Below are 23,401 nucleotides of genomic sequence, written 5' to 3'. Positions count from 1 at the left end.
AGCCTGGCAAGGCGCTTTATCCGGCCGTCCTCGATGGCGGCCGGATCTCATAACCAAGGAGACAGCATGAACACGACTCGACGCAACCTCATGCGCGCCGCGGGAGGCGGCGCGCTGCTTGCCCTGGCCCCGTTCCAGCGCACGCTGGCGGCGCCCCAGTTCCGCTACAAGTACGCCAACAACCTGCCGCCCTCGCATCCGATGAACCTGCGCGCCAACGAGGCCGCGCAGAACATCCTCAAGGACACCGGCGGCCGCTTCGAACTGGCGGTGTTCCCCAGCAGCCAGCTCGGGTCCGACACCGACACGCTGAGCCAGCTGCGCGCCGGCGCCGTCGAGTTCTTCACCCTGTCGGGCCTGATCCTGTCGACCCTGGTGCCCAGCGCCTCGATCAGCGGGGTGGGCTTCGCCTTCCCTGACTACGCTTCGGTCTGGAAGGCCATGGACGGCGACCTGGGCGCGCACATCCGCGCCGACATCAATGGCAAGGGCCTGTTCGTCATGGACCGCATCTGGGACAGCGGCTTTCGCCAGGTCACCACCAGCTCGCGCGCCATCAGCGGCCCGGACGATTTCCGCGACCTGAAGATCCGCGTGCCGGTCAGTCCGCTGTGGACTTCGATGTTCAAGGCGCTGGGCTCGTCGCCGGCCAGCATCAACTTCAACGAAACCTATTCCGCGCTGCAGACCCGCGTGGTCGACGCGCAGGAAAACCCGCTGGCCATCATCCAGACCGCCAAGCTGTACGAAGTGCAGAAGTACTGCTCGATGACCAACCACATGTGGGACGGCTTCTGGTTCCTGGGCAACCGCCGCGCCTGGGAAAAACTGCCGGCCGACATCCGCGAGGTCGTCGCCAGGCATATCAACGCCGCCGGCATGGCCGAGCGCGCCGACGTGCTGGCGCTGAACAACCAGCTGCAGGCCAAGCTGGCCGAGGAAGGCCTGGCCTTCAACACGCCCGACCCCGCGCCCATCCGCGACGCGCTGCGGCGCGCCGGCTTCTACGCCAGCTGGAAGGAAAAGTACGGCGACAAGGCCTGGAGCCTGCTGGAGCAGGCGGCCGGGAGCCTGTCATGAGGGCTGCGCTGACGCATCCGGCGGCACCGCCGGCCGCGGCTGGCGTGGCCCCGGGCGCGCGGCGGCCCTGGGCCGTCGCCGCCGACACCGCGCTGGGCCACCTGGTGGAGATTCCCGCGGCCATCCTGGTGGTCGCGGAAATCGTCATCCTGTTCTCGGGCATCGTGGCGCGCTACGTGCTGCACACGCCGCTGGTGTGGTCCGATGAACTGGCGTCGATCCTGTTCCTGTGGCTGGCCATGCTGGGCGCGGTGATCGCCTTCCGCCGCGGCGAGCACATGCGCATGGGCGCGCTGGTCAACCGCGCCTCGCCCGCCACCCGCGCGCTGCTGGACATGGTGGCGGTGGCGGCGGCGCTGGCGTTCCTGCTGCTGCTGCAGGCGCCGGGCTACGAGTACGCCTCGGAGGAACGGTACGTGACCACCGCCGCGCTCGAGATCCCCAACATCTGGCGCGCGGCGGCCCTGCCGGTCGGCACCGCCCTGATGCTGCTGATCGCGCTGTTGCGGCTGGTCGAACGCGCGCAGTGGCGCGTCACCGGCCTGGCGCTACTGCTGGTCGGCGGCGTGGTGGCCGCGATGACGGCGCTGCAACCGGTGCTGGCCGGCCTGGGCAACGTCAACCTGCTGATCTTCTTCGTCGGCGTGGTGGCGTGCACGGTGTTCGCGGGGGTGCCGATCGCCTTCTCGTTCGGGCTGGCCACCTTCGGCTACCTGTCGCTGACCACCGACGTGCCGATGATGGTGGTGGTCGGGCGCATGGACGAGGGCATGTCGCACCTGATCCTGCTGGCGGTGCCGCTGTTCGTGTTCCTGGGCGTGCTGATCGAGATGACCGGCATGGCCAAGCGCATGGTGGCGTTCCTGGCCAGCCTGCTGGGCCACGTGCGCGGCGGCCTGTCGTACGTGCTGATCGGCGCCATGTACGTGGTCTCGGGCATCTCGGGCGCCAAGGCCGCCGACATGGCGGCGGTGGCGCCGGTGCTGTTCCCGGAAATGCGCGAGCGCGGCGCCGACGAGGGCGACCTGGTGGCGCTGCTGTCGGCCACCGGGGCGCAGACCGAGACCGTGCCGCCCAGCCTGGTGCTGATCACCATCGGCTCGGTCACCGGCGTGTCGATCACGGCGCTGTTCACCGGCGGCCTGCTGCCGGGGCTGGTGCTGGGCGTGATGCTGTGCCTGGTGGTGTGGTGGCGCAACCGCCGCGAAGACCTGAGCGCGGTGCGCAAGGCCACCGGCCGCCAGATCGGCCGCGCCCTGCTGGTGGCGCTGCCGGCGCTGGCGCTGCCCTTCGTGATCCGCGCGGCGGTGGTCGAGGGCGTGGCCACCGCCACCGAGGTATCCACCATCGGCATCGTCTACGCCACGCTGATCGGCCTGCTGGTCTACCGCTGCTTCGACGCCAAGCGGCTCAAGCCCATGCTGGTGGACACCGCCTGCCTGTCGGGCTCGATCCTGCTGATCATCGGCACCGCCACCGCCATGGCCTGGGCCCTGACGCAATCGGGCTTCTCGACCCAGCTGGCGCAGGCCATGGCCGGCCTGCCGGGTGGCGCGGCCACTTTCATGGCGGTGTCGATCGTGGCGTTCATCATCCTGGGCAGCGTGCTGGAGGGCATTCCGGCCATCGTGCTGTTCGGGCCGCTGCTGTTCCCGATCGCGCACCAGATGGGCATCCACGAGGTGCACTACGCCATGGTGGTGATCCTGTCGATGGGCCTGGGCCTGTTCGCGCCGCCGTTCGGGGTGGGCTACTACGCCGCCTGCGCCATCGGCCGGGTCGCGCCCGAGGCCGGCATCCGGCCGATCCTGGGCTACCTGAGTTCGATGGCGGTCGGCATCGTGGTGATCGCCGCGGTGCCGTGGATCTCGACGGGGTTCCTGAAGTAGCCGAAGTGGCGCGCCTGGCCGGCCGCCGCGCCTTCGCGGCGGCCGGCCCTGCTTTCCAGCGCGCCTGGCGGCCCGCCCGCGAATCGCGCCATCGCCGTGGGGAAAAACCCACACGCCGGCAATCCCCCACTGCCCGCGCGGTTGATGCGCGTACACCAGTTCTATAGAATCTTCAATTCGGGCCTGTGCCCATTCTTTTTTTCCCTTCACCTACACCTGGGAGGCGCAAGATGATGAATCCGCATACCGCCATCCCGCGCGTATCTCCGCGACGCCATTAAGTCGTCGCCCGCGCGGCCCCATCGCCAGACTACCTGGCGACTGGTCCGCCGTGCCCGCCCCAAATCCCTGAACGCAATGCCCGCGCCGTGAGGCGCAGGTCGTATCACCTTCTTTCCCACAAGGAATCCGGCGCCTTCGCGTTGCCGGGCGATCGCAATGAATCGAACAAAAATCGATCTGCGAGGACAAGCCTTCAAGGACGTCCTCGGCTTTACCTTCCGCTATTGGCGCGCCCAACCCTGGCGCACCGCATTGATCGTCGGGCTGGCGCTGCTGTCCGCCCTGGCCGACGTGCTGACCCCGCTGTACGCGGGCCGGCTGGTCGACGCCGTGGCGTCCGGCGCCGCGGCCGACCAGCAGGCATGGAGCGCGGCCGTCACCGCGTTCTGGCTGCTGATCGCGCTGGGCATCGGCGGCACGCTGCTGCGCCAGGGCGTGTTCCAGAACATCATCGTCTTCACCCTGAAGATGATGAACGGCATGGTCTCCAACGCCTTCTACCGGGTGCAGCGCTTTTCCACCGACTGGCACGCCAACAGCTTCGCCGGCTCGACCGTGCGCAAGATCACGCGCGGCATGTGGGCGGTGGACCTGCTGAACGACACGCTGCTGGTGGCGCTGCTGCCGTCGGTCATCATGCTGGTCGGCGCCACCGTGCTGCTGGGCATCCACTGGCCGGTGATGGGCCTGGTGGTCGGCCTGGGGTCGGTGCTGTACATCGCGGTCACGGCGGCGCTGTCGCTGGGCTACGTGGCGCCGGCGGCGCGGCTGGGCAATGCCTGGGACACGCGCATGGGCGGCGCGCTGGCCGACGCGGTCAGCTGTAACCCGGTCGTCAAGGCCTTCGGCGCCGAGACGCGCGAGGAAGCGCGCCTGGACCGCGTGGTCGACAAGTGGCGCCGCCGCACGCGCCGCACCTGGATCCGCGCCACGATCAACGGCGGCATCCAGGGCGCGATGCTGGTGGCGATGCAGGCCGGCATCCTGGGCGCGGCGCTGCTGCTGTGGTCGCGCAACCAGGCCAGCGTCGGCGACGTGACTTTCGCCTTGACGATGTTCTTCATGCTGCAGGGCCACCTGCGCGACGTGGGCATGCACATCCGCAACCTGCAGCGCTCGGTCAACGACATGGAGGAACTGGTGGCGCTGGAGAAGCAGCCGCTGGGCGTGGACGACCGCGCCGGCGCCGGCGAGATCCGCGTCACGGCCGGCGAGATCCGTTTCGAGGACGTGACCTTCCGCTACGGCCGCCACGAGGCGCCGCTGTACGACCGCTTCTCGGCGCGCATCGCGCCGGGCGAACGGGTCGGGCTGGTGGGCCACTCGGGGTCGGGCAAGACCACGTTCATCAAGCTGATCCAGCGCCTGTACGACGTCAACGGCGGCCGCATCGCCATCGACGGGCAGGACATCGCCCAGGTCAAGCAGGCCTCGCTGCGCGGCCAGATCGCGATCGTGCAGCAGGAGCCGGTGCTGTTCCACCGCACGCTGGCCGAGAACATCGCCTACGCCCGCCCCGGCGCGACGCAGGCCGAGATCGAGCAGGCGGCGCGGCTGGCCAGCGCGCACGACTTCATCATGGCCCTGCCCAAGGGCTATGAGACGCTGGTGGGCGAGCGCGGCGTGAAGCTGTCGGGCGGCGAGCGCCAGCGCGTGGCGATCGCGCGGGCCTTCCTGGCCGATGCGCCGATCCTGATCCTGGACGAGGCCACCTCGAGCCTGGACAGCGAGAGCGAAGTGCTGATCCAGCAGGCCATGGAACGCCTGATGGTCGGCCGCACCACCCTGGTGGTGGCGCACCGCCTGTCGACGGTGCGCGCGCTGGACCGCCTGCTGGTGATGGACCATGGCCGCATCATCGAGGAAGGCAGCCATGACCAGCTGATCCGCCTGAAGGGCGGCCTGTACCGGCGCCTGTTCGAGCGCCAGGCCCTGGAACTGACCAAGGGCCTGACGCAGGCGGAGATGCTGGCCGATGGCGCCCAGGCCACGCCGGCCCGCCCGGACGGCGAGGACCAGGACCAGGACGAAGCGTCCTTCGCCTTCGGCAAGTAAGAAAAGGGCCTGACGCATGTCAGGCCCTTTTTTCATGGTTCCCGCGCTATCCGGCAGGCCGCGGGCCACGGGCCAGGCGGCCGGCCGCCGCGGCGATTCAGCGATTCAGCGTCAGCCGCAGGCCAAAGGCGATCAGCGCGCCGCCGAACACCGTGCCCTGCCATTTCTGCACGCGCGGATGCGCCGCCATCCAGCGGCCCAGGGCGCCGCCCGCCAGCGCGCACAGCACGTCGAACGTCAGCCCCAGGCTCACCAGGATCACGCCCAGCAGGGCGAACTGCTGGCCGATCGGCCCCTGCGCCGGCGACACGAACTGCGGCAGCAGCACCGAGCAGAACAGCAGCGCCTTGGGGTTGAGCACGTTGGTCAGCACCCCGCTGAGCAACGCCGCGCCGAGCCCCTTGCCGCGCGCGGCCGCCTGCGCCTCGTGCGCCACGCCGTACGACATCGGCCCGGCGCGCAGCAGCCGCACGCCCAGCCAGATCAGGTAGCCGCCGCCCACGGTGCGCGCCGCGTCGAAGGCCCACGGATGGGTCTTGAACAGCGCCGCCAAGCCCAACGCCGCCAGCGTCACGTGGGCGGCGCGCGCCAGCGCCAGGCCCACGGCCACCGCCAGCGCCTGTCCGCGCCCGCGCAGGGCGCCGGTCTCGAGCAGCAGGATCATGTCCGGCCCAGGCACCACATAGACAATCAACAATGCCCCAAGAAACAACGCCATATCGGCCATGATGCGCCACGCTCCGTGCTGCGGGAAATGGCGATCATTCTAGGGAAAAGGCATCGGCATGTGCTTGCTATTCCTGCCAACCGGAATAACATGATTGGCATACTGAACCAATCGATATAACGGTATTTTCATTTCATGCCAAAACGCCAACTTGATGCCTATGACCGGCGCATTCTCGAGGCCCTGCAGCAGAACGGCCGCCTCACCAATGTCGAGCTGGCCGAGCAGATCGGCTTGTCGCCATCGCCCTGCCTGCGGCGCGTGCGGCTGATGGAGGAAGCCGGCGTGATCCAGGGCTACGAGGCCCGGCTGGCGCCGGACGAGGTCGGGCTGGGCCTGACCGTCTTCGTCGGCGTCAAGGTCGAGCGCCACCACGAGCGCGACGCCGACCAGTTCCGCAAGGAGGTCTGCGCCCTGCCCGAAGTGGTGGCGGCCCACCTGGTGTCGGGCGAATCCGACTTCCTGCTGCAGGTGGTGCTGCCCGACCTGCGCGCCTATGAGCGCTTCCTGCTGACCACGCTGCTCAAGCTGCCCGGGGTGAAGGACATCCGCAGCAACTTCGCGATCCAGACCGTCAAGCCCCAGAGCCCGCTGCCGCTGGACCACCTGGGACATTGAGCGCGGCCTGCCGCACCTTGGCGCTGCGCTGCTCGAAGCGCGCCTGCGACTGCGCCAGGTAGCGCTGCACGATGTCCGGCTCCGAGGTCTTGGGCGTGCCGCCGGGAAATGGCGGCTGGGGGTCGTATTCGATCTGCAGCTGGATCAGCTTGGCGACGTCGTCGCCGCACAGCGTGGCCACCACCTTCAGGGCCATGTCGATGCCCGAGGTGACGCCGCCGGCGGTGAAAACGTTGCCATCCACGCACAGCCGCGCATCGGTCGGCACCGCGCCGAAATGCGCCAGCAATTCGCGCGCGCGCCAATGGCTGGAGGCGCGCTTGCCGCGCAGCAGGCCGGCCGCGCCCAGCAGCAGCGAACCGGTGCAGATGCCGAAGACGTAGCGCGCGCCCAACGCTTGGCGGCGCGTGAAGGCTACCCAGTCCGGGTCGAGGATGGCATCATCCGTGCCCGGCCCGCCCGGCACCACCAGCAGATCGCAGGGCGGCGCCGACGCCAGGGTCTGGGTCGGCACGAATCGCAGGCCGCGATCGCTGCGTACCGGATCCGGCGTTTTTGCGACAAAATCGACGCTGAACCCGGGCGCGGCGGCGAGCACCTCGTAAGGCCCGGTCATATCGAGCTGGGTCAGCCCTTCGAACAAGAGAATATTGACATGCACGACGATGCTCCTTCGCAGAACGGAACCGCCAGCGTAGATCGAAGCGCCGGCGCGCGTGCGCCAAATACCCCGCCGATCGCGCCAAAACGCGTCGTCTTCCTGCTCTACGACGGTTTCCAGCCGCTGGACCTGGCCGGCCCCTGGCAGGCCTTCAGCGGCGCCAACGAGGAAGGCGGCGCGGGCTACCAGCTGAGCACGGTGGCCGCCACGCCGGTGGTCGCCACCTGGGACCAGGGCCTGCGCATGCAGGTCGACGCCACCTTCGCCGAGGACGACGACGCGCCGATCGACATGCTGTTCGTGCCGGGCGGCCCCGGCATCGACCAGGCCAGCGCCCACGGCGAGACCCTGGCCTGGCTGCGCCGCCGCGGCCCGCAGGCGCGCCGCACCTGCAGCGTCTGCACCGGCGCCTTCCTGCTGGCCGCCGCCGGCCTGCTCGACGGCCGCCGCGTCACCACCCACTGGCGCTCGGCCGACCGGCTGCGCCAGCTGTATCCGGGCCTGCGGGTCGAAGACGACCGCATCTTCATCGAAAGCGGCGCCATCTGGACCTCGGCCGGCGTCACCGCCGGCATCGACCTGGCGCTGGCCCTGATCGAACGCGACGCGGGCGCGCGGGTGTCGCAGGACGTGGCGCGCCGCCTGGTGGTGTTCATGCGCCGCGACGGCGACCAGCGCCAGTACAGCCAGTCGCTGCGGCTGCAGGACCGCCTGGCCGCGCCATTCCGCGACCTGGTGGAAAAGATAGAAGCGAGCCTGTCGGCGCGCTGGTCGGTGGACGACATGGCCGATGCCTGCCACATGTCGCGCCGCACCTTCCAGCGCAAGTTCGCGGCGCATTTCGGCGTGACGCCGAGCGAGGTGCTGCGCCAGCTGCGGCGCGAACGGGACGGCGCGCTGCGCGCCGCGGGCCGGGCCTCCGGCAAGACCCTGCGCCATACGCTCGCGGCCGCCGGCCGCCCGCTCTGACCCCTGCCCTTTCCGAGTCCACGCGCCATGACCATGACCGCCTCCCCCTGCCCCGAATGCGGCCAGCCCCAGGTCGTCACCGAACAGGGCCTGAGCCTGATCGCGCGTTGCAGCGGCTGCGGCTGGATGGTGGCGACCACCAATCCGAACCACCCGATCATCGACCGCACGCCCTACTCGCTGCGGGCGCGGCCCGGCGAGCTGGCCACGGCCAGCGCCATCGCCCGCCTGGCGGTGGCGCTGGGCATTGGCGTCAAGCGGGCCCGCGACCTGATCGTCCTGGACCTGCCGGTGGCCGAGGACGTGCTGGCGCTCGAGGTGATCCGGCTGCACGGCGTGCTGACCGGCGCGGGACTGCAAGTGGAGATCACGCCGGCCTTCCGCTGGCCGCTGGCGCACCGCGACTGACGCGGCGCCGCCCCACCCACCGCACGCCGCTCACGGCCGCGTGAACGCCTACCCCGCCAGCCCCACCGACATGCCGCCGCAGACGTACAGCACCTGCCCGGTCATGAAGCCGGCGCGCCGGTCCAGGAACGACGACACCGCGTGCGCCACGTCCTCGGGCCGGCCGATGCGGCCAACCGGGATGGCGGCCTCCAGCGCCACGGTTCTGGGATCGCCCGGCGGGTTGGATTGGTCGAACAGCTCGGTGGCGATCGGCCCCGGCGCCACGGTGTTGACCGTGATGCCAGCCTTGCCCAGCTCCAGCGCCCAGGTGCGCGTCATGCCCACCAGGCCGGACTTGGTGGCGCCGTAGACCGTGCGGCCCGGCTTGCCCAGGCCGGCGCGGCTGCCGATATTGACGACCCGCCCGTAGCCGGCCTGGCGCATGCCGGGCAGCAGCGCCTGCATCAACAGCAGCGGCGCGGTCAGGTTCACCGCCACCATGCGCGCCAGTTCATCCTGGGTCACGGCCTCGATGTCGGCGACCTGGATCATGCCGGCGTTGTTGACCAGGTGCAGCACCGGCCGCGCCGCCGCCAGCGCGGTGGCCGCCGCGGCCGTGGCGGCGGCGTCGCCCAGGTCCACCGACTGGAAGCGCTCGCCGGGCAGTGCCGATTCCGGCGGCCGGCGGCTGAAGTTGACGACCTCGAAGCCGTCCTGCAGCAGCCGCGCGACGATGGCGCGGCCGATGCCCCGGCTGCCGCCGGTGACCAATGCGATGGGAGTTGTCATTGCGCGGTGATTCCTTTGTCCTTGATGAGGCCGCCCCACTTGGCGCGCTCCTGGCGTTCGAAGGCGGCCAGGTCCGCGCCGAACAGCGTGCCGGGCCGGGCGCCCATGGTGGCGAAATTGGTGGCGATGGCCGGCGTGGCCAGGCCGCTGCGCGCCGCCTCGACCAGTTGCCGCACCACCGGCTCGGGCGTGCCGCGCGGCGCGTACAGCGCGAACCACGCCGTCACGTCGAAGCCCGGCAAACCGGACTCGGCCACGGTCGGCAGGTCCGGCAGCGACGGATCGCGCGCGGCGGACGTGACCGCCACGCCCCGCACCAGGTTGCCGTCCTTGATCTGCGCCAGCGCGCCGGGCAGGTTGTCGAACAGCAGGTCGACCTGGCCGCCGGCCACCGCCGGCAATGACGCCGAGGTGCCCTTGAACGGCACGTGCAGCATGGTCACGCCGGCCATGGCCTCGAAATACGCGCCGGTCAGGTGCACCGACGAACCGACGCCGGGCGAGGCATAGGTCAGCTTCTTGTCCCGGGACTGGCGCGCCGCCTGGATCACGTCGGCCACGGTCCTGTAGGGCGACTTGGCGCTGACGGCGATGACGTTGGGCGTGGTCGACACCAGCGCGATCGGCACCAGGTCGCGCTCGGGGTCGAACGTCATGTTGCTGTAGAGGAACTGGTTGATGGTCTGGGTGCCGATGGTGCCCAGGCCGAGCGTGTAGCCGTCGGCCTTGGCCCGCGCCACGTAGGCCATGCCGATGTTGCCGCCCGCGCCCGGCTTGTTCTCGACCAGCACGGTCTGCTTGAGCGCCGGCTGCAGCGCGTTGGCGATGGCGCGGCCGAAGATGTCGGCGCCGCCGCCCGGCGGATACGGCACCACCACGGTGACGGGATGCTCCGGGTAACCGGCCGCCTGGACCGCGGACGTGGCCAGCGCGGCCAGGGCGGCCGCGGCCAATACGCGCCGCCCGGCGCGCCTGTGCAGGGAATGCGTCATGGATCTGTCTCCTCGTGAATCCGCTGGTTGCGGATTTCTTTTGTTCCCGTAGGTATTTCCTATAGTACGTAAATACGTACTATATTCACAAGAACTCGAAAAACACACCGGAGACAAGCCCATGAAACGCTGGACGCGCCGCCCCGAGGGATCCACCTGGGGCGATTTCGGAGCGGATGACGAACTCGGCCGCCTGAACCTGCTGACCGAGGAAAAAGTGCTGCAGGCGGTGCGCGAGGTGCGCACGGGCAAGGTGTTCTGCCTGTCGCTGCCGCTGGACCTGCCCGGCGGCAACGTGCTCAATCCGCGCCGCCATCCGCCGCAGCTCAAGCCCACCTTCCGCGACGGCGCGCCCTACCTGAACTTCACCATGGCGCGCCTGCAGCCCGGTGCCGTGGACGTGCTGTCGGACGACCAGGTGACGCTCAGCATGCAGTACTCCACCCAATGGGACGGCCTGTGCCACGTCGGCGCCCAGTTCGACATCCAGGGCGACGGCCAGGCCCGCCGCGTCTACTACAACGGCTATGCCGCGGGCGTGGACGTGTTCGGCGGCGACGACGCCGGCCCTGATGCCTGCTGCCCGCCGGGCGGCTCGTATGCGCGCAAGCTCAGCATCAGCCGCTACGCCGAGAAAGGCATGCAGGGCCGCGGCGTGCTGGTGGACCTGGCGCGCGCCTTCGGCCCCGGCCGCACCCTGGTCGGCCACACCCAGCTGCAGGCCGCGATGCGCGAGCAGCACGTGGTGGTCGAGCCGGGCGACATGCTGGTGCTGCGCACCGGCTTTGCCGAAGCGCTGGTGGAGATGGACGGCCAGCCCGATCCGCACCGGCTGGAACAGACCGGCGCGGTGCTGGACGGCGCCGACCCGGCGCTGCTGGACTGGATCACCGCCAGCGGCATCGCGGCCATCTGCGCCGACAACTACGCGGTCGAGGCCTATCCGGCGCGCACCCACGGCCCCGGCCATTCGATCCTGCCGCTGCACCATCATTGCCTGTTCAAGCTGGGCGTGCCGCTGGCCGAGCTGTGGTACCTGAAGGCGCTGGCCGACTGGCTGCATGGCCAGGGCCGCAACCGCTTCCTGCTGACCGCCCCGCCGCTGCGCATGCCGGGCGCCGTGGGCTCCCCCGTGACCCCGATCGCCACGGTGTAGGCCATGACGCAACTCGCCCCGACCTTCGCCCAGCACCTGGACGCGCTGGCCGCGCGCCATCCCGAGCGGCCCGCGCTGATCGACCGCGACCAGGCCATCAGCCACGCCGACCTGCGCGCCCGCAGCCGCGCCCTGGCCGCCGGCCTGGCGCGCATCGGCGTGCGGCCGGGCCAGCGCGTGGCCGTGTGGCTGCCCAACTGCGCCGCCTGGGTCGAGACCTTCCTGGCCTGCGCCCACCTGGGCGCGCTGGCGCTGGCGGTCAACACGCGCTTTCGCGCCCTCGAATTGGCCGACATCCTCGGCCGCGGCCGGGCCGACTGGCTGGTGTTCTGGCCAGGCTTCAAGGGCATCGACTTCGCCGGCATCCTGGACGGCGTCGCGCCCGAGCCGCTGGCGCGGCTGCAAGGCATTGTCGCCGTGTCCGAGACGGACGAACCCGTCGCCGCGTCGCTGCGCGGCAAGCCGGTGCACCGCTACGCCGACCTGCGCGCCTGCGCCGACGCGCCCCCGCCGCCCCAGCCCGACGCGGGCGTGCTGTGCTTCACCACGTCCGGCACCACCTCGCAGCCCAAGTTCGTGCTGCACGACCAGCGCACCCTGCTGCGCCACGGCGCGGCGGTGGCGCACGCCTTCGGCTATGACGACCACAGCCGCGTGCTGGCCAGCGCGCCGTTCTGCGGCGCCTTCGGTTTCGCCACGCTGGTGGGCGGCCTGGCACACGGCGCGCCGGTGGTATGCGCGCCGGTGTTCGACGCGGTCGAATCGGCCACCGCGATCCCGCGCCACCAGGTCACCCACACCTACGCCAACAACGAAGCGCTGGTCGCCATGATGCGCGCGGGCGCGCCGGGCGCGTTCGCCTCGGCGCGGCTGTTCGGCTTCGCCAGCTTCACGCCGGCGCTGGACCACATGCTGGACCTGGCGCGCGAAGCCGGCGTGCCGCTGACCGGGCTGTATGGATCGAGCGAACTGATCGCGCTGGTGGCCGGGCAGCCGCGCGACCCCGCCGAGGGCGACGTGGCCGCGCGCCACCAGCCCGGCGGCACCCTGATCTACCCCGAGGCGCGGGTGCGGGCGCGCGATCCGGCCAGCGGCGCGGTGCTGCCGCACGGCGAATCGGGCGAACTGGAAATCCTGTCGCCCAGCCTGATGCGCGGCTACCTCGACAACCCCGAGGCCACCGGCCGCGCCTGCACCGAGGACGGCTATTTCAAGACCGGCGACCTGGGCTACACCCTGAACCCGCGCCAGTTCGTGTTCCAGACCCGCATGGGCGACTCGCTGCGCCTGTCCGGCTTCCTGGTGAACCCGGTCGAGATCGAGCAGATGGTGGAATCGCTGCCCGGCGTGCGCGCCTGCCAGGTGGTCGGCGCCATCCGCGGCGGCAAGACCGTGCCCTACGCCTTCGTGCTGCTGCGGGACGGCGCCCGCGCCGACGCCGCGGGCTGGACGGCCGCCTGCAAGCAAGCCATGGCCGGCTTCAAGGTGCCCGCCGGATTCACCGTGCTGGAGGCATTCCCGTCGGTGGAAAGCGCCAATTCGGTCAAAATCCAGAAACACCGGCTGCGCGAGATGGCCGACGCCCAGCTCGCCGCCCCCGCCACCTCCTGACCGATCCGACCATGCCCGCGCGCCCGCTTTTCTCGCACAGCCCCCAACCGCTCTACCTGCAGGCGGCCGCGCTGTTCCGCAGCCACATCCAGAACCGCACCTGGCGGCCGGGCCAGCAGATCCCGCCGCTGGAAGCGCTGATGGAGACCTACGGCATCTCGCGCGCCACCATCCGCCAGGCCCTCGGCCAGCTGGAGCAGGACGGCCTGATCCGGCGCTCGCGCGGGTCCGGCACCTTCGTCAACGCCGACCTGCCCGAAACGCCGACGCTGCTGATTCCCAAGACCTGGGCCGAAACCGTCGAGCTGAGCAACCAGCTCGGCACCGTGTCGCTGGTGGAGTCGAGCGCCGATTCGCCGCTGCCCGACACGCTCGGCATGCCGTGCGCGGCGGACCGCGGCGGCCGTTTCCAGTACCTGCGGCGCGTGCACACCACCGAGGCCGGGCCGTTCTGCTACAGCGAGGTGTTCCTGGAAAGCAGCCTGTTCCGCAAGCACCGCGCCCGCATCCAGAAAAGCACCGTGGCGCCGGTGCTGGACCAGTTCTACGGCGCCCGCATCAGCGAGGCGCGCCAGGTGCTCAATGTGATCGAGGCCGGCCAGGAATCCGCCGAATCGCTGCGCATCCCGGTGTCCTCGCCGGTGGCCGAACTGCGCCGCTACGCCTGCATCGACGGCCGCGTGGTGTATTTCGCGCGGCTGGAATTCCCGTTCCGCAAAGTGCGCATGGAGTTCGACCTGCTGACCCAGCGCTAACGCGCGCGGGCTCGGCCCATCGACGGCCCCCCCTTTCCGTACCCACCAGAAAAGCGCGGCCATCCGGCCAAAGCGCCTGCAGTGCCCGCAAGCATCCGGCATAACCATAAATGGAGACAACCATGACCCCCATGCCCCGGATTTCGCAGCAACGCAGCACCCCCGCCCCGCGCCTTGCGCGCACCGCCGCCGCGCTGGCCGCGGCCTGCGGCCTGTGCCTTGGCGCCCCCGCCCTCGCGCAGACCGCGCCCGCCGCCATCTCCGACGACATCGTCCGCCTCGGCCTGGTCCTGGACATGAGCGGCATCTACGCCGACGTGACCGGCAAGGGCAGCGCCACCGCCGCGCAGATGGCGATCGACGACTTCGGCGGCATGGTGCTGGGCAAGAAGATCGACCTGCTGGTGGCCGACCACCAGAACAAGGCCGACATCGCCGCCGCCCGCGCCCGCGAGTGGTACGACACGCAGAAGGTCGACGCCATCATGGACGTGGCCGGCTCGGCCCCGGCGCTGGCGGTGCTGGAGGTGGCGCGCGAGAAGAAGAAGATCGTGGTCTTCAGCGGCCCCGGCACCGAGCGCATCACCAACGACCTGTGCTCGCCCTATTCGGTGCACTACACCTATGACACCTGGTCGCTGGCCAACACCACGGCCCGCGCCACCGTCGACCGCGGCGGCAAGAGCTGGTATTTCCTGACCGCCGACTACGCCTTCGGCCACACCTTGCAGGCCTCGGCGACCGAAGTGGTGAAGGCCCGCGGCGGCACCGTGCTGGGCGCCGCGCGCCACCCCATCGGCACCAGCGATTTCGCCTCGTACCTGCTGCAGGCGCAGGCCAGCCGCGCCCAGATCGTCGGCCTGGCCAACGCCGGCGGCGATACGGTCAACGCCATCAAGGCGGCGCGCGAATTCGGCCTGACGCAGAGCGGCCAGAAGATGGCCGGCCTGCTGCTGTACATCAACGACATCCATGCCATCGGCCTGGACGCGGCCGCCGGCCTGATGCTGACCGAGGCCTTCTACTGGGATATGAACGACCAGACCCGCGCCTGGTCGCAGCGCTACTACGACAAGCTCAAGAAGATGCCCAACATGAGCCAGGCCGGCACCTATTCGTCGGTGATGCACTACCTGAAGGCGGTGCAGGCGGCCGGCACCGACGCGCCCGACGCGGTGATGAAGCAGATGAAGGCCATGCCGATCAACGACTTCTTCGCCGCCAACGGCCGCATCCGCGAGGACGGCCGCATGGTGCACGACATGTACCTGTTCGAGGTGAAGACCCCGGCGGAATCGAAGCGGCCCTGGGACTACTACAAGCTGGTGGCGACGCTGCCGGGCGACGAGGCCTTCATGCCGCTGTCCAAGTCGACCTGCCCGCTGGTGAAGACGGCGGCGAAGTGAACGGAAGCGGACGCCCCGGGCGGCTCATGCCGCCCGGGCGACCGCCTCTTCCAGCATCTCCAGCCGGTCCTGGCCCCAGAACAGCTCGCCGCGATAGACATACGACGGCGAGCCGAACACCCCCGCCGCCACCGCCGCGTCCGTGTTGTCGCGGTATGCCTGCCGCGCCGCCGGCTGTTCGGCCGCGGCCAACAGCGTCCCGGCATCCAGCCCCTGCTCCTGCACGATGGCGCGCAGCGTGTCCGGCGACGAGATGTCGCGGTCCTCGCACCACTCGGCCGCCAGGATGGCCTTGTACAAGGCCGCCACCGGCAGGCCGGCGGCATCGGCCGCGATCACGATGCGCGAGGCCAGCCCCGCGTCCGGGCACATGTACGCCGGCGTGGGGTTGACGGGGATGCCCAGCTTGCGGCACCAGCGCGCCAGCTCGGTCACCCGGTAGGCCTGGCGCTCGGGCGCGCGCTGGCCCAGCAGCACGCCGCCGGTGCGCGCGTAGACGTCGGGCAGGTCCACCGGCAGGTAGCGGATGCGCGCCTGGTGGCGCGCCGCCAGGGCCTCCAGCCGGTCGGCGCCCAGGTAGGCCCAGTCGGAATTCATCCAGAAGTAATAGTCGATCGTCTTCATGTCGTCCTCAGGTCCGCGCGCCGGCCGGCACGCCCAGCGCCGCCGCGGCCGACGCATCGCCGCGCATGCGCCAGGCGCTGAATACCGCGATCACGCCCAGCGCGCTCAGGTACCACACCACGTACTTCGGATCGCCGCCGGCGCGCGCCAGCAGCCAGGTCGCGATGATCGGCGCCAGGCCGCCGCCGATCGCCCCCGACACCTGCACCGCCAGCGAGATGCCGGTGTAGCGCACCTCGGCCGGGAACTGGCTGGAGAACAGCGTGCCCTCCGGCCCGTACAGGCAAGCGTAGACCAATCCCACCGCCAGGCAAACCGCGACGATGATCCAGCCGGTCTGGCCCGTGGCCAGCAACTGGAAGAACAGCGGCGCGCACGCCAGGATGCCGACCGAGCCGGCCATGAACACCCACTTGTGGCCGACGCGGTCGCCCAGCATGCCGAACAGCGGCATGGTGAACAGCGCCAGCGCCGCGCCCCAGATGGTGGCGTCCAGCATCACCGAGCGCGCGATGCCCAGCGTGCCGGTGGCATAGGCCAGCGAAAACGTGACCACGGTGTAGAACCAGGTGACTTCGGCCAACCGCGCGCCCACCACCGTCCACAGCGCGCGCCGGTGGTGCTTGAGCACTTCCGCCACCGGCACCTCGACCTTGGCGCCCTGCTCGCGCATCTGCTCGAAGTCGGGCGACTCGGCCACCTTGACGCGGATGAACCAGCCCACCGCCAGCAGCACCACGCTGGCCAGGAACGGCAGGCGCCAGCCCCACGACAGCATGTCCTGCTCAGGCAAGCCGGCCACCGCCCCCATCGCCAGCGACGACAGGATCAGGCCCGGCGCGACCCCGGCCTGCGGCAGGCTGCCGAAAAAGCCCTTCTTGCCCTCGGGCGCGTGCTCGACCGCCATCAGCACCGCGCCGCCCCATTCGCCGCCCACCGCGATGCCCTGCAGGAAGCGCATCAGCACCAGCAGCACCGCGGCCCAGTAGCCGATCTGGTCATAGGAGGGAATCAGGCCGATCAGGATGGTGGGCACGCCCATCAGCAGCAACGTGATCAGCAGCATGGATTTGCGGCCGATCTTGTCGCCGTAATGGCCGAAGATCACCCCGCCCAGCGGCCGCGCGAAAAAGCCCACCGAATACGTGGCGAACGCGGCCAGCGTGCCGGTCAGCGGATCGAACGACGGAAAGAAGATCTTGTTGAAGATCAGCGCGGCGGCCGTGCCATACAGGAAAAAGTCGTACCACTCGATGGTGGTGCCCATCATGCTGGCCAGGCCGGCCGTTACGTAGTCCCGGCGCGAACGCGCGCGCGGTGTCTTGGTCGTCATCATCGTGACTTCCCCTTGAAAGTATCGTTATGGGTACAGCTTGGTATCAGCGGGCCGGCCGCGGCAGCGGCGCGATGCCGTGGGTCTGGCGGCACCAGTAGTCGAAGGTGGCGCGCACGATCGACGGCTTGAGCAGGTAGTCGTGCGCCTCGCGCGCCAGCGCGTCGTCCACTGGCGTCAGCGGGCCGAAGGCCTGCGCGCGGATCTGCATGCGGGCCGCGCGTTCCAGGTAGACCGACAGGTAGGTCGCTTCCTCGCAGCTGGCGCCGGCCGTCAGGTAGCCGTGGTGCGCCAGGATGATAGCGCGCTTGGCGCCCAGCGCGCCCGAGATGATGACGCCCTCCTGGTCGGCGATCGGCACCCCGGGCCATTCGCCCAGGAAGGCGCAATCGTCATGCAGCGGCGTCATGTCCATCTGCGCGATCACCAGCGGTTGGCGCGCCGCCGCCAGCGCCGAGGCCCACGGCGAATGGGTGTGGATGATGGACTGCACGTCCGGCCGCGCCTCGTAGACCCACAGGTGAAAGCGCGTCGCCGGGTTGGGCATGCCCTGGCCCGTGAGCGTGTGCAGGTCGCGGTCGACCTCGATGAAATCGTCCGGCGTGGCTTCGTCGAAGCCCAGGCCGAAGCGCAGCGTCCAGTAGGCGCCGGGCCGTTCGGACCGCACGCTGATCTGGCCTGCCAGGCCGGCTTCCTGCTCGGTCATCGCCAGGATGCGACAGGCATAGGCCATGGTCTCCTGGATGCTGCGCGGCACCGCGCGCAGGTGCTGCGCCATCTCCTGGGTGGCGCGGGTGTCGAAATACGCTTTTTCGCGCAAGGTGTTGTCCATGCGGCGGTCTCCTGTTTCCGGTATCGGCGCGCGGCCAGCGGCGCGCCATCGGAAACAGTATGGAAAGCCAGGCCGCGTCGAGCCATGCAGCCGGGCTCATAGCAGCTATTCGACACCGCCGCGCCCAGGGAGAACGGGCGTGCCCCGCGGGTAAACGAGGACTCAGCCGGCGATGCGCCGCGCGCAAGCCAGCAGCTCGCCCACCAGCGGCAGCGGCTGGCGCTGCGCCAGGGTGATGGCGACCACGCGCCGCCGCAGCACCGGGCTGCCGATGGCGACCTTGCGCAGGCCGTAGTCGGTCAGCAGCTTTTCCGGAATGCGCGACGGCAGGATACAGGCGCCCACGCCCGAGGACACCAGCTTGAGCATGGCGTCGATGGTCTCGGCCTCGGCCACGAACTCGGGCTGCAGGCCGGCGCTGTGGATCATCTTGCGCAACGCGTAGTGCGAGGGAAAGCCCACCAGCCGCAACGCCATCGCGCCCAGGTCGGCGCCATCGTCGACGTCGACCCCGTGGCGCACGATCAGGCACATGTCGTCATCGAACAGCGGCGTCGACGCCAGCGCGTCGGAGGCCACCGCCGCGTCGTAGACGAAGCCGATGTCGGCCTTGCCGCTTTCCACCAGCGCCACCACCTCCGGCGAACTGCGGCCCATGACCGACAGGTTGACGTGCTCGCGGCTGCTGACGAACTGCGCCACCACGTCGGCCATGAAGTAGTAGCTGAGCGTGTGGACGGTGGCCAGCCGCACCGACCCCTGCGTCACGCCCTCGCGCTGGCGCACCGCCTCCAGCGCCTGGTCGATGCCGCGGTAGGCCGGCTGGATGCCTTCCAGCAACCGCGTGCCCGCCTCGGTCAGCTCGACTCCGCGCCCGGTGCGCACGAACAGCGGCTTGCCCACGTGGGCCTCCAGCGCCGCCAGCTGGCGGCTCAGGCCGGACTGGGTCTGGTCCAGGTCCTCGGCGGCGCGCGAGAGCGACTTCAATTCGGCGATGCGCACGAAATAGCGCAATTGCCGGTCGGGCGTGTCCATGCTGCTTCCCCAGCGGGCCCGCGCGGGCCCGGTCGTTATCCATCGCGCTCGAGTCGGCGCGGCAGGGACAGTGTGCATCAAGGGCCGCCCCGCCACTACCGGGATTTGCGCTAGGACCTGTTCAGCCCGACCAGCGCCGGCGCGCACAGCAGGTACAGCGCCGCGCCTGCCACCCACGGCCAGCCGGTCCAGCCGCCCAGGCTGGCCGCGTACAGCGCGGTGAACGCCAGCGGCCCGGCGATGGCGGCGGCGCTGGCCAGGCTGTTCATGGCGCCCTGCAACCGTCCCTGGCCGTCCGCGCCGGCGCGCGCCGACAGCAGCGCCTGCAATGCCGGGGCGCCGACGCCGCCGGCCGCCAGCAGCAGCATCAGCGGCGCCACCATCCAGCTGCGCGTGGCGCAGGCCAGCAGTACATAGCCCAACACATCCGCCACCATGCCCACCGCCAGGGCGCCGCGCTCGCCCAGCCGCGCGCTGAGCGGACCCGGCAGCGTCGCTTGCGCCAACGCGTGCAAGGCGCCGAAGCCCGCCAGCGACAGGCCCACGGCCGCCGCGTCCCACTGGAAGCGGTCCTGGCCGTACAACACCCACAGCGCCCCCGGCACCTGCCCCGCCATCTGCATCACCAGGAACACCCACAGCAATGCGCCCAGGCCCTTGCCGCCCAGCGCCTGGCGCAACCCCGACAACGGATTGAGCGCGCGCCACGACCAGGGCGGCCGCGCGCCGCGGCGCGACTCCGGCAGCCACGCCAGCGCCGTCAGGCAGGCCACGCCATTGGCCACCGCCGCCGCCACGAACGGCATGCGCGCGCCGGCCAGCCCCGCCAGCCCGCCCAGTGCCGGGCCGACGATCATGCCCAGGCCGAAACAGGCCGACAGCAGGCCGAAGCGCCGGGCGCGCCGCTCCGGGTCGCCGGCATCGGCAATGCTGGCCGCGGCCACCGCGCCGGTGGCCCCCGTGATACCCGCCAGGATGCGGCCCGGATATAGCACCCACAGCGCCGGCGCGGCCGCCATCGCCACATAGTCGACGGCGGCGCCCGCCAGTGATGCCAGCAGCACCGGCCGCCGCCCGTAGCGGTCGGACAGCGCCCCCAGCACGGGTCCGGCCAGGCATTGCGCCAGCGCGTACAGCGACAGCAGCAGGCCGTAGTGGGTGGGGGTCGAGGCCGGGTCGCTCAACTGGTCGAGCAGGCCCGGCAGCACCGGCATGATGAGCCCGATCCCGGCGGCGTCCAGGGTGACGATGAAGAGCAGCACGGCGATGGCGCGATCTGGCATGAAGGCATAATTTATCAACGATAAGTTTTTGCATGATAAATTGATCGCCGATAAATTATCAAGTCGAACCGGAACTCCCATGGCCAAACTGCAACGCGACGCCGTGATCGCCAGCGCGCTCGAACTGCTCAATGAAGTGGGCGTGGACGGGCTGACCACCCGCAAGCTGGCCGAACGCCTGGGCGTGCAGCAGCCGGCGCTGTACTGGCACTTCAAGAACAAGCAGGCGCTGCTGGACGCGCTGGCCGACGCCATGGCGCGCAACCACACCCATTCGATGCCGCCGCCCGGCGCGCCCTGGAAGGATTTCCTGTACGCCAACGCGCGCAGCTTCCGCCGTTCCCTGCTGGCCTACCGCGACGGCGCCCGCATCCACGCCGGCACCCGCCCCGCCGAACCCCAGTACGATCGAGTCCAGGCGCAGTTGAAACTGCTCTGCGACGCCGGCTTCACCCCGACGCAGGCGGCCAACGCGCTCGTGGCCATCGGCCACTACGTGGTCGGCTCCGTCATGGAACAGCAGGCCGCCGCAGCCGCCGCCCCCGAACGCGCCGCCCCGCCCGCGCCGCCGCCCGCCCTGGCCCGCGCCATGAAAGCGCTGGACAAGCAGGGACCGGACGCCACCTTTGAATATGGGTTGGCGATGATGCTCAATGGCCTGGTGCCCGGCTGAACGCCAGCGGCCCACGCTTCCCAAGGACAGCCCGACATGACCACCCCACCTTCGCGCCCCATTCCCGCCACCATCGCCGCCGTGGTGCGCGACGGCCACGTGCTGCTGGTGCGGCGCGCCAACCCGCCCGACCAGGGCCGCTGGGCCTTTCCCGGCGGCAAGATCGAGGCCGGCGAACGCATCGAGGACGCCGCCGCGCGTGAACTGTTCGAGGAATGCGCCGTGCGCGCGCAGCCGCTGCAAGTGTTCGATGCGGTCGACGTGTTCGACCACGACGAGGCCGGCGCGCTGCGCCGGCACTACATCCTGATCGCCGTGCTGTGCCGCTGGCAGGCCGGCGAGCCGGTGGCCGGCGATGACGCGCTGGACGCCCGCTGGGTGCCGCTGGCCGAGCTGGACGGCCAGGCCCTGGCCACCAGCTTCGGCGTGGCGGCGGTGGCGCGCAAGGCGGCGGCGCTGGCCGCCGAGGCCGGCATTCTCTGATACCGTAGCCGTTCCCTTGCCGGCGATCCGGCGCCCTCCGCGTCCGTGCCATGTTCGATCCCTACCTGTCCCGCTGGAACCTCGTGCCCGACGGCGCGCCCATCACGACCCATGCCGCCCGGCTGCTGCCGGTGCGGCAGGCCGGCATGCCGGCGATGCTGAAGGTCGCGGTCGAGGAAGACGAGCGCCAGGGCGGCGTGCTGATGACCTGGTGGGACGGCCACGGCGCCGCGCGGGTGCTGGCGCACGAGGGCGACGCCATCCTGCTGGAACGCGCCACCGGCACGCGCTCGCTGGCCGAATACGCCCGCAACGGCCGCGACGACGAGGCCACCCGCATTCTGTGCGGCGTGCTGCGCGAACTGCACGCGCCGCGCGCCAGGCCGCTGCCGCCGCTGCGGCCGCTGGAAGAATGGTTCGTCGAACTGTGGCCGATGGCGCGGGCCCGCGGGGGCATCCTGGAACACAGCGCGCGCCATGCCCGTGCGCTGCTGGATGATCCGCGCGACCCGGTGGTGCTGCACGGCGACGTGCACCACGACAACATCCTCGACTTCGGCGAGCGCGGCTGGCTGGTGATCGACCCCAAGCGGCTCCACGGCGAACGCGCCTTCGACTACGCCAACATCTTCTGCAACCCCGACCTCGCCGACCCGGAACCGCCGGTGGCCATCGTGCCAGGCCGTTTCGAACGCCGGCTGGCGATCGTGCTGGAGGAATCGGGACTGGACCGGCGCCGCCTGCTGCAATGGGTGGTGGCGTGGTGCGGGCTGTCGGCGGCGTGGTTCATGGGCGACGGCGACGACGCCGCCATCGACCTGGAGATCGCGCGCCAGGCGCTGGCGCTGCTCGACGGCTAGCGCGGCCGGATGCGCGCGCCGCCCGCCCCGCCCGCGCCTCCCGACGCGGCTTGTCCGGCGCGCCGCCAATCATCCCGGCGCGATCTGCTCCAGATACCGCGTCGGCGACACCCCCATCACATTGCGGAACATGTAGACGAAGGCGCTGGCGCTGGCATACCCCAGCGCCCGCGCCACGCTCACCACCGACTGCCCCTGCAGCAGCCGGCAGATGCCTTCGTCGATCCGCACCTGCAGGCGCCAGTTGTGAAAGCTCATGCCGGTCTCGTCCTTCATGCGCCGCGCCAGGGTGCGCGCGCTGGCGCCCATGCGCTCGCCCCATTGCTCCAGCGTGTCGTCGTTGCCGGGCGATTGCAGCACCGCGGCGCAGACCTTGCGCAGGCGCCGGTCGAACGGCAGCGGCAATTGGCGGTGCTGCCGCTCGGTGCCGGCCAGCAGGTTCAGCAACAGCTCGGCGCTCAGCCGCTGCACCGGCCCGTGCCGCGCCACCGGCTGGTTCAGCGCCAGGATCAGCTCGCGCATCAGCGGCGCCACGTCCAGCGCGCAGGTATCCTTCCACAGCCAGGGCGTGGCGTCGGGCGCGATGAAGGCCGAGCGCATCGTGACCTGGCCGACCATGCGCACCTCGTGCGCCACGCCGGGCGGAATCCACAGCGCGCGCATCGGCGCCAGCAGCCAGGCGCCGTCCTCGGTCATGACGCGCATGATGCCGGTGGGCGAATACATCAGCTGGATGCGCTCGTGCGAATGCGCCTCCTGGCGCTGGCCGTCTTCGTAGTGGAACGAGCGCGCCACCACCGGCGGCGCCTCGGCGGGGAACTCACGCATTGGCGGGATCTCGATAGCCAGAGCCGATCGGCGCGCGATCCTGCCAGTTATGTCCGGTTTTCGACATTTT

At 70.5% G+C, this 23,401-nt stretch carries 23 protein-coding genes; 13 read left to right on the top strand and 10 right to left on the bottom strand.

What is annotated here, in order from left to right; translation table 11 throughout:
- Window positions 1-66: 66 nt before the first annotated feature.
- The 3 genes from AC1HFW_RS04795 to AC1HFW_RS04785 all read left to right on the top strand — a co-directional run bounded on the left by AC1HFW_RS04795 (window position 67) and on the right by AC1HFW_RS04785 (window position 5,306).
- Window positions 67-1,080 carry a TRAP transporter substrate-binding protein gene (locus AC1HFW_RS04795; RefSeq protein ID WP_035360252.1) on the top strand — a complete coding sequence of 338 codons (1,014 nt, stop codon included), beginning with the start codon at window positions 67-69 and terminating at the stop codon, window positions 1,078-1,080.
- The gene (locus AC1HFW_RS04790) at window positions 1,077-2,969 is read left to right on the top strand and encodes a TRAP transporter large permease (protein ID WP_241075330.1); all 1,893 of its coding nucleotides are present in this window, start codon (window positions 1,077-1,079) and stop codon (window positions 2,967-2,969) included. The genes AC1HFW_RS04795 and AC1HFW_RS04790 overlap by 4 nt, the downstream gene beginning before the upstream one ends.
- Window positions 2,970-3,407: 438 nt before the next feature.
- Complete coding sequence (locus AC1HFW_RS04785) at window positions 3,408-5,306, top strand: ABC transporter ATP-binding protein (protein WP_479282046.1); 1,899 nt, start codon at window positions 3,408-3,410, stop codon at window positions 5,304-5,306.
- Window positions 5,307-5,403: 97 nt separating this feature from the next.
- Here AC1HFW_RS04785 and AC1HFW_RS04780 read toward each other — a convergent pair whose 3' ends face one another.
- Entirely contained in the window at window positions 5,404-6,024 is a 621-nt protein-coding gene (locus tag AC1HFW_RS04780) for a LysE family translocator (protein WP_479286461.1), read from the bottom strand.
- A 144-nt stretch (window positions 6,025-6,168) separates the two neighbouring features.
- Between AC1HFW_RS04780 and AC1HFW_RS04775 the strand changes: the two genes are divergently transcribed.
- Window positions 6,169-6,651 carry an Lrp/AsnC family transcriptional regulator gene (locus tag AC1HFW_RS04775; protein ID WP_006394279.1) on the top strand — a complete coding sequence of 161 codons (483 nt, stop codon included), beginning with the start codon at window positions 6,169-6,171 and terminating at the stop codon, window positions 6,649-6,651.
- Here AC1HFW_RS04775 and AC1HFW_RS04770 read toward each other — a convergent pair.
- Complete coding sequence (locus AC1HFW_RS04770; RefSeq protein ID WP_479282044.1) at window positions 6,608-7,312, bottom strand: DJ-1/PfpI family protein; 705 nt, start codon at window positions 7,310-7,312, stop codon at window positions 6,608-6,610. The genes AC1HFW_RS04775 and AC1HFW_RS04770 overlap by 44 nt on opposite strands.
- Here AC1HFW_RS04770 and AC1HFW_RS04765 point away from each other — a divergent pair.
- Window positions 7,307-8,281 (top strand): GlxA family transcriptional regulator, encoded by a 975-nt coding sequence (locus AC1HFW_RS04765; protein ID WP_116522414.1) that lies wholly within the window; start codon window positions 7,307-7,309, stop codon window positions 8,279-8,281. The genes AC1HFW_RS04770 and AC1HFW_RS04765 overlap by 6 nt on opposite strands.
- 33 nt (window positions 8,282-8,314) lie before the next feature.
- Window positions 8,315-8,689, top strand: a complete 375-nt coding sequence (locus AC1HFW_RS04760; protein WP_479282042.1) for a hypothetical protein — start codon at window positions 8,315-8,317, stop codon at window positions 8,687-8,689.
- A 48-nt stretch (window positions 8,690-8,737) separates the two neighbouring features.
- Here the strand turns inward: AC1HFW_RS04760 and AC1HFW_RS04755 are convergent, their stop codons facing one another.
- Both AC1HFW_RS04755 and AC1HFW_RS04750 read right to left on the bottom strand, forming a co-directional pair.
- Window positions 8,738-9,460, bottom strand: a complete 723-nt coding sequence (locus AC1HFW_RS04755; protein ID WP_061071639.1) for an SDR family NAD(P)-dependent oxidoreductase — start codon at window positions 9,458-9,460, stop codon at window positions 8,738-8,740.
- Window positions 9,457-10,452: a Bug family tripartite tricarboxylate transporter substrate binding protein gene (locus AC1HFW_RS04750; protein WP_479282040.1), complete on the bottom strand. Its 996-nt coding sequence runs from the start codon at window positions 10,450-10,452 to the stop codon at window positions 9,457-9,459. Before AC1HFW_RS04750 ends, AC1HFW_RS04755 begins: the two co-directional genes overlap by 4 nt.
- Before the next feature lie 121 nt (window positions 10,453-10,573).
- Here AC1HFW_RS04750 and AC1HFW_RS04745 point away from each other — a divergent pair, with 121 nt between their 5' ends.
- The 4 genes from AC1HFW_RS04745 (at window position 10,574) to AC1HFW_RS04730 (ending at window position 15,380) form a co-directional block, all read left to right on the top strand.
- Window positions 10,574-11,608, top strand: a complete 1,035-nt coding sequence (locus AC1HFW_RS04745; RefSeq protein WP_006394273.1) for a cyclase family protein — start codon at window positions 10,574-10,576, stop codon at window positions 11,606-11,608.
- A 3-nt stretch (window positions 11,609-11,611) separates the two neighbouring features.
- A complete protein-coding gene (locus AC1HFW_RS04740; RefSeq protein ID WP_479282038.1) occupies window positions 11,612-13,219 on the top strand; it encodes an AMP-binding protein in 1,608 nt (535 codons plus the stop codon).
- Window positions 13,220-13,230: 11 nt separating this feature from the next.
- Window positions 13,231-13,974 carry a GntR family transcriptional regulator gene (locus AC1HFW_RS04735; RefSeq protein ID WP_006394271.1) on the top strand — a complete coding sequence of 248 codons (744 nt, stop codon included), beginning with the start codon at window positions 13,231-13,233 and terminating at the stop codon, window positions 13,972-13,974.
- Between the two features lie 131 nt (window positions 13,975-14,105).
- Window positions 14,106-15,380: an ABC transporter substrate-binding protein gene (locus tag AC1HFW_RS04730; protein WP_479286459.1), complete on the top strand. Its 1,275-nt coding sequence runs from the start codon at window positions 14,106-14,108 to the stop codon at window positions 15,378-15,380.
- Window positions 15,381-15,404: 24 nt separating this feature from the next.
- Here the strand turns inward: AC1HFW_RS04730 and AC1HFW_RS04725 are convergent, their stop codons facing one another.
- From AC1HFW_RS04725 to tet, 5 genes are all read right to left on the bottom strand, one after another.
- Window positions 15,405-16,004, bottom strand: a complete 600-nt coding sequence (locus tag AC1HFW_RS04725; protein WP_479282036.1) for a DsbA family protein — start codon at window positions 16,002-16,004, stop codon at window positions 15,405-15,407.
- Window positions 16,005-16,011: 7 nt separating this feature from the next.
- Window positions 16,012-17,340, bottom strand: coding sequence for an MFS transporter (locus AC1HFW_RS04720; RefSeq protein WP_006394268.1), 1,329 nt, complete (start codon window positions 17,338-17,340; stop codon window positions 16,012-16,014).
- 43 nt (window positions 17,341-17,383) lie between these two features.
- Window positions 17,384-18,169: an aldolase gene (locus AC1HFW_RS04715; protein ID WP_479282033.1), complete on the bottom strand. Its 786-nt coding sequence runs from the start codon at window positions 18,167-18,169 to the stop codon at window positions 17,384-17,386.
- A gap of 162 nt (window positions 18,170-18,331) precedes the next feature.
- Complete coding sequence (locus AC1HFW_RS04710) at window positions 18,332-19,204, bottom strand: LysR family transcriptional regulator (protein ID WP_006394266.1); 873 nt, start codon at window positions 19,202-19,204, stop codon at window positions 18,332-18,334.
- Window positions 19,205-19,314: 110 nt separating this feature from the next.
- Window positions 19,315-20,487, bottom strand: coding sequence for a Tet(A)/Tet(B)/Tet(C) family tetracycline efflux MFS transporter (gene tet, locus AC1HFW_RS04705; protein WP_479282031.1), 1,173 nt, complete (start codon window positions 20,485-20,487; stop codon window positions 19,315-19,317).
- Between the two features lie 79 nt (window positions 20,488-20,566).
- On the opposite strand from tet, the gene tetR reads away from it, so the two are divergent.
- From tetR to AC1HFW_RS04690, 3 genes are read left to right on the top strand one after another with little or no spacing between them, the layout of a single operon-like run.
- On the top strand, window positions 20,567-21,160 hold the full coding sequence (tetR, locus tag AC1HFW_RS04700) for a tetracycline resistance transcriptional repressor TetR (RefSeq protein WP_006394263.1): 594 nt from the start codon (window positions 20,567-20,569) through the stop codon (window positions 21,158-21,160).
- Between the two features lie 36 nt (window positions 21,161-21,196).
- Window positions 21,197-21,643, top strand: coding sequence for an NUDIX hydrolase (locus AC1HFW_RS04695; RefSeq protein ID WP_116522408.1), 447 nt, complete (start codon window positions 21,197-21,199; stop codon window positions 21,641-21,643).
- Between the two features lie 50 nt (window positions 21,644-21,693).
- The gene (locus AC1HFW_RS04690; RefSeq protein ID WP_116522407.1) at window positions 21,694-22,503 is read left to right on the top strand and encodes an aminoglycoside phosphotransferase family protein; all 810 of its coding nucleotides are present in this window, start codon (window positions 21,694-21,696) and stop codon (window positions 22,501-22,503) included.
- A 69-nt stretch (window positions 22,504-22,572) separates the two neighbouring features.
- On the opposite strand, the gene AC1HFW_RS04685 is transcribed toward AC1HFW_RS04690, so the two are convergent.
- On the bottom strand, window positions 22,573-23,331 hold the full coding sequence (locus AC1HFW_RS04685) for an AraC family transcriptional regulator (protein ID WP_006394259.1): 759 nt from the start codon (window positions 23,329-23,331) through the stop codon (window positions 22,573-22,575).
- Window positions 23,332-23,401 lie beyond the last annotated feature (70 nt).

The organism is Achromobacter sp. ISS7 (genome assembly GCF_056523125.1).
The sequence above is the reverse complement of the archived record's forward strand: the minus strand, read 5'-3'. Positions and strand labels throughout refer to the sequence as shown.

Excerpts from the sequence above, each read along its gene's own strand:
- AC1HFW_RS04745 (WP_006394273.1), top strand. The coding sequence starts at position 10,574 with ATGAAACGCTGGACGCGCCGCCCCGAGGGATCCACCTGGGGCGATTTC.
- AC1HFW_RS04730 (WP_479286459.1), top strand. The coding sequence starts at position 14,106 with ATGCCCCGGATTTCGCAGCAACGCAGCACCCCCGCCCCGCGCCTTGCG.
- AC1HFW_RS04695 (WP_116522408.1), top strand. The coding sequence starts at position 21,197 with ATGACCACCCCACCTTCGCGCCCCATTCCCGCCACCATCGCCGCCGTG.
- AC1HFW_RS04740 (WP_479282038.1), top strand. The coding sequence starts at position 11,612 with ATGACGCAACTCGCCCCGACCTTCGCCCAGCACCTGGACGCGCTGGCC.
- AC1HFW_RS04750 (WP_479282040.1), bottom strand. The coding sequence starts at position 10,452 with ATGACGCATTCCCTGCACAGGCGCGCCGGGCGGCGCGTATTGGCCGCG.
- AC1HFW_RS04720 (WP_006394268.1), bottom strand. The coding sequence starts at position 17,340 with ATGATGACGACCAAGACACCGCGCGCGCGTTCGCGCCGGGACTACGTA.
- AC1HFW_RS04690 (WP_116522407.1), top strand. The coding sequence starts at position 21,694 with ATGTTCGATCCCTACCTGTCCCGCTGGAACCTCGTGCCCGACGGCGCG.
- AC1HFW_RS04715 (WP_479282033.1), bottom strand. The coding sequence starts at position 18,169 with ATGGACAACACCTTGCGCGAAAAAGCGTATTTCGACACCCGCGCCACC.
- AC1HFW_RS04795 (WP_035360252.1), top strand. The coding sequence starts at position 67 with ATGAACACGACTCGACGCAACCTCATGCGCGCCGCGGGAGGCGGCGCG.
- AC1HFW_RS04685 (WP_006394259.1), bottom strand. The coding sequence starts at position 23,331 with ATGCGTGAGTTCCCCGCCGAGGCGCCGCCGGTGGTGGCGCGCTCGTTC.
- AC1HFW_RS04760 (WP_479282042.1), top strand. The coding sequence starts at position 8,315 with ATGACCGCCTCCCCCTGCCCCGAATGCGGCCAGCCCCAGGTCGTCACC.
- AC1HFW_RS04790 (WP_241075330.1), top strand. The coding sequence starts at position 1,077 with ATGAGGGCTGCGCTGACGCATCCGGCGGCACCGCCGGCCGCGGCTGGC.
- tet (WP_479282031.1), bottom strand. The coding sequence starts at position 20,487 with ATGCCAGATCGCGCCATCGCCGTGCTGCTCTTCATCGTCACCCTGGAC.
- AC1HFW_RS04775 (WP_006394279.1), top strand. The coding sequence starts at position 6,169 with ATGCCAAAACGCCAACTTGATGCCTATGACCGGCGCATTCTCGAGGCC.
- AC1HFW_RS04780 (WP_479286461.1), bottom strand. The coding sequence starts at position 6,024 with ATGGCGTTGTTTCTTGGGGCATTGTTGATTGTCTATGTGGTGCCTGGG.
- tetR (WP_006394263.1), top strand. The coding sequence starts at position 20,567 with ATGGCCAAACTGCAACGCGACGCCGTGATCGCCAGCGCGCTCGAACTG.
- AC1HFW_RS04735 (WP_006394271.1), top strand. The coding sequence starts at position 13,231 with ATGCCCGCGCGCCCGCTTTTCTCGCACAGCCCCCAACCGCTCTACCTG.
- AC1HFW_RS04785 (WP_479282046.1), top strand. The coding sequence starts at position 3,408 with ATGAATCGAACAAAAATCGATCTGCGAGGACAAGCCTTCAAGGACGTC.
- AC1HFW_RS04725 (WP_479282036.1), bottom strand. The coding sequence starts at position 16,004 with ATGAAGACGATCGACTATTACTTCTGGATGAATTCCGACTGGGCCTAC.
- AC1HFW_RS04755 (WP_061071639.1), bottom strand. The coding sequence starts at position 9,460 with ATGACAACTCCCATCGCATTGGTCACCGGCGGCAGCCGGGGCATCGGC.
- AC1HFW_RS04765 (WP_116522414.1), top strand. The coding sequence starts at position 7,307 with ATGCACGACGATGCTCCTTCGCAGAACGGAACCGCCAGCGTAGATCGA.
- AC1HFW_RS04710 (WP_006394266.1), bottom strand. The coding sequence starts at position 19,204 with ATGGACACGCCCGACCGGCAATTGCGCTATTTCGTGCGCATCGCCGAA.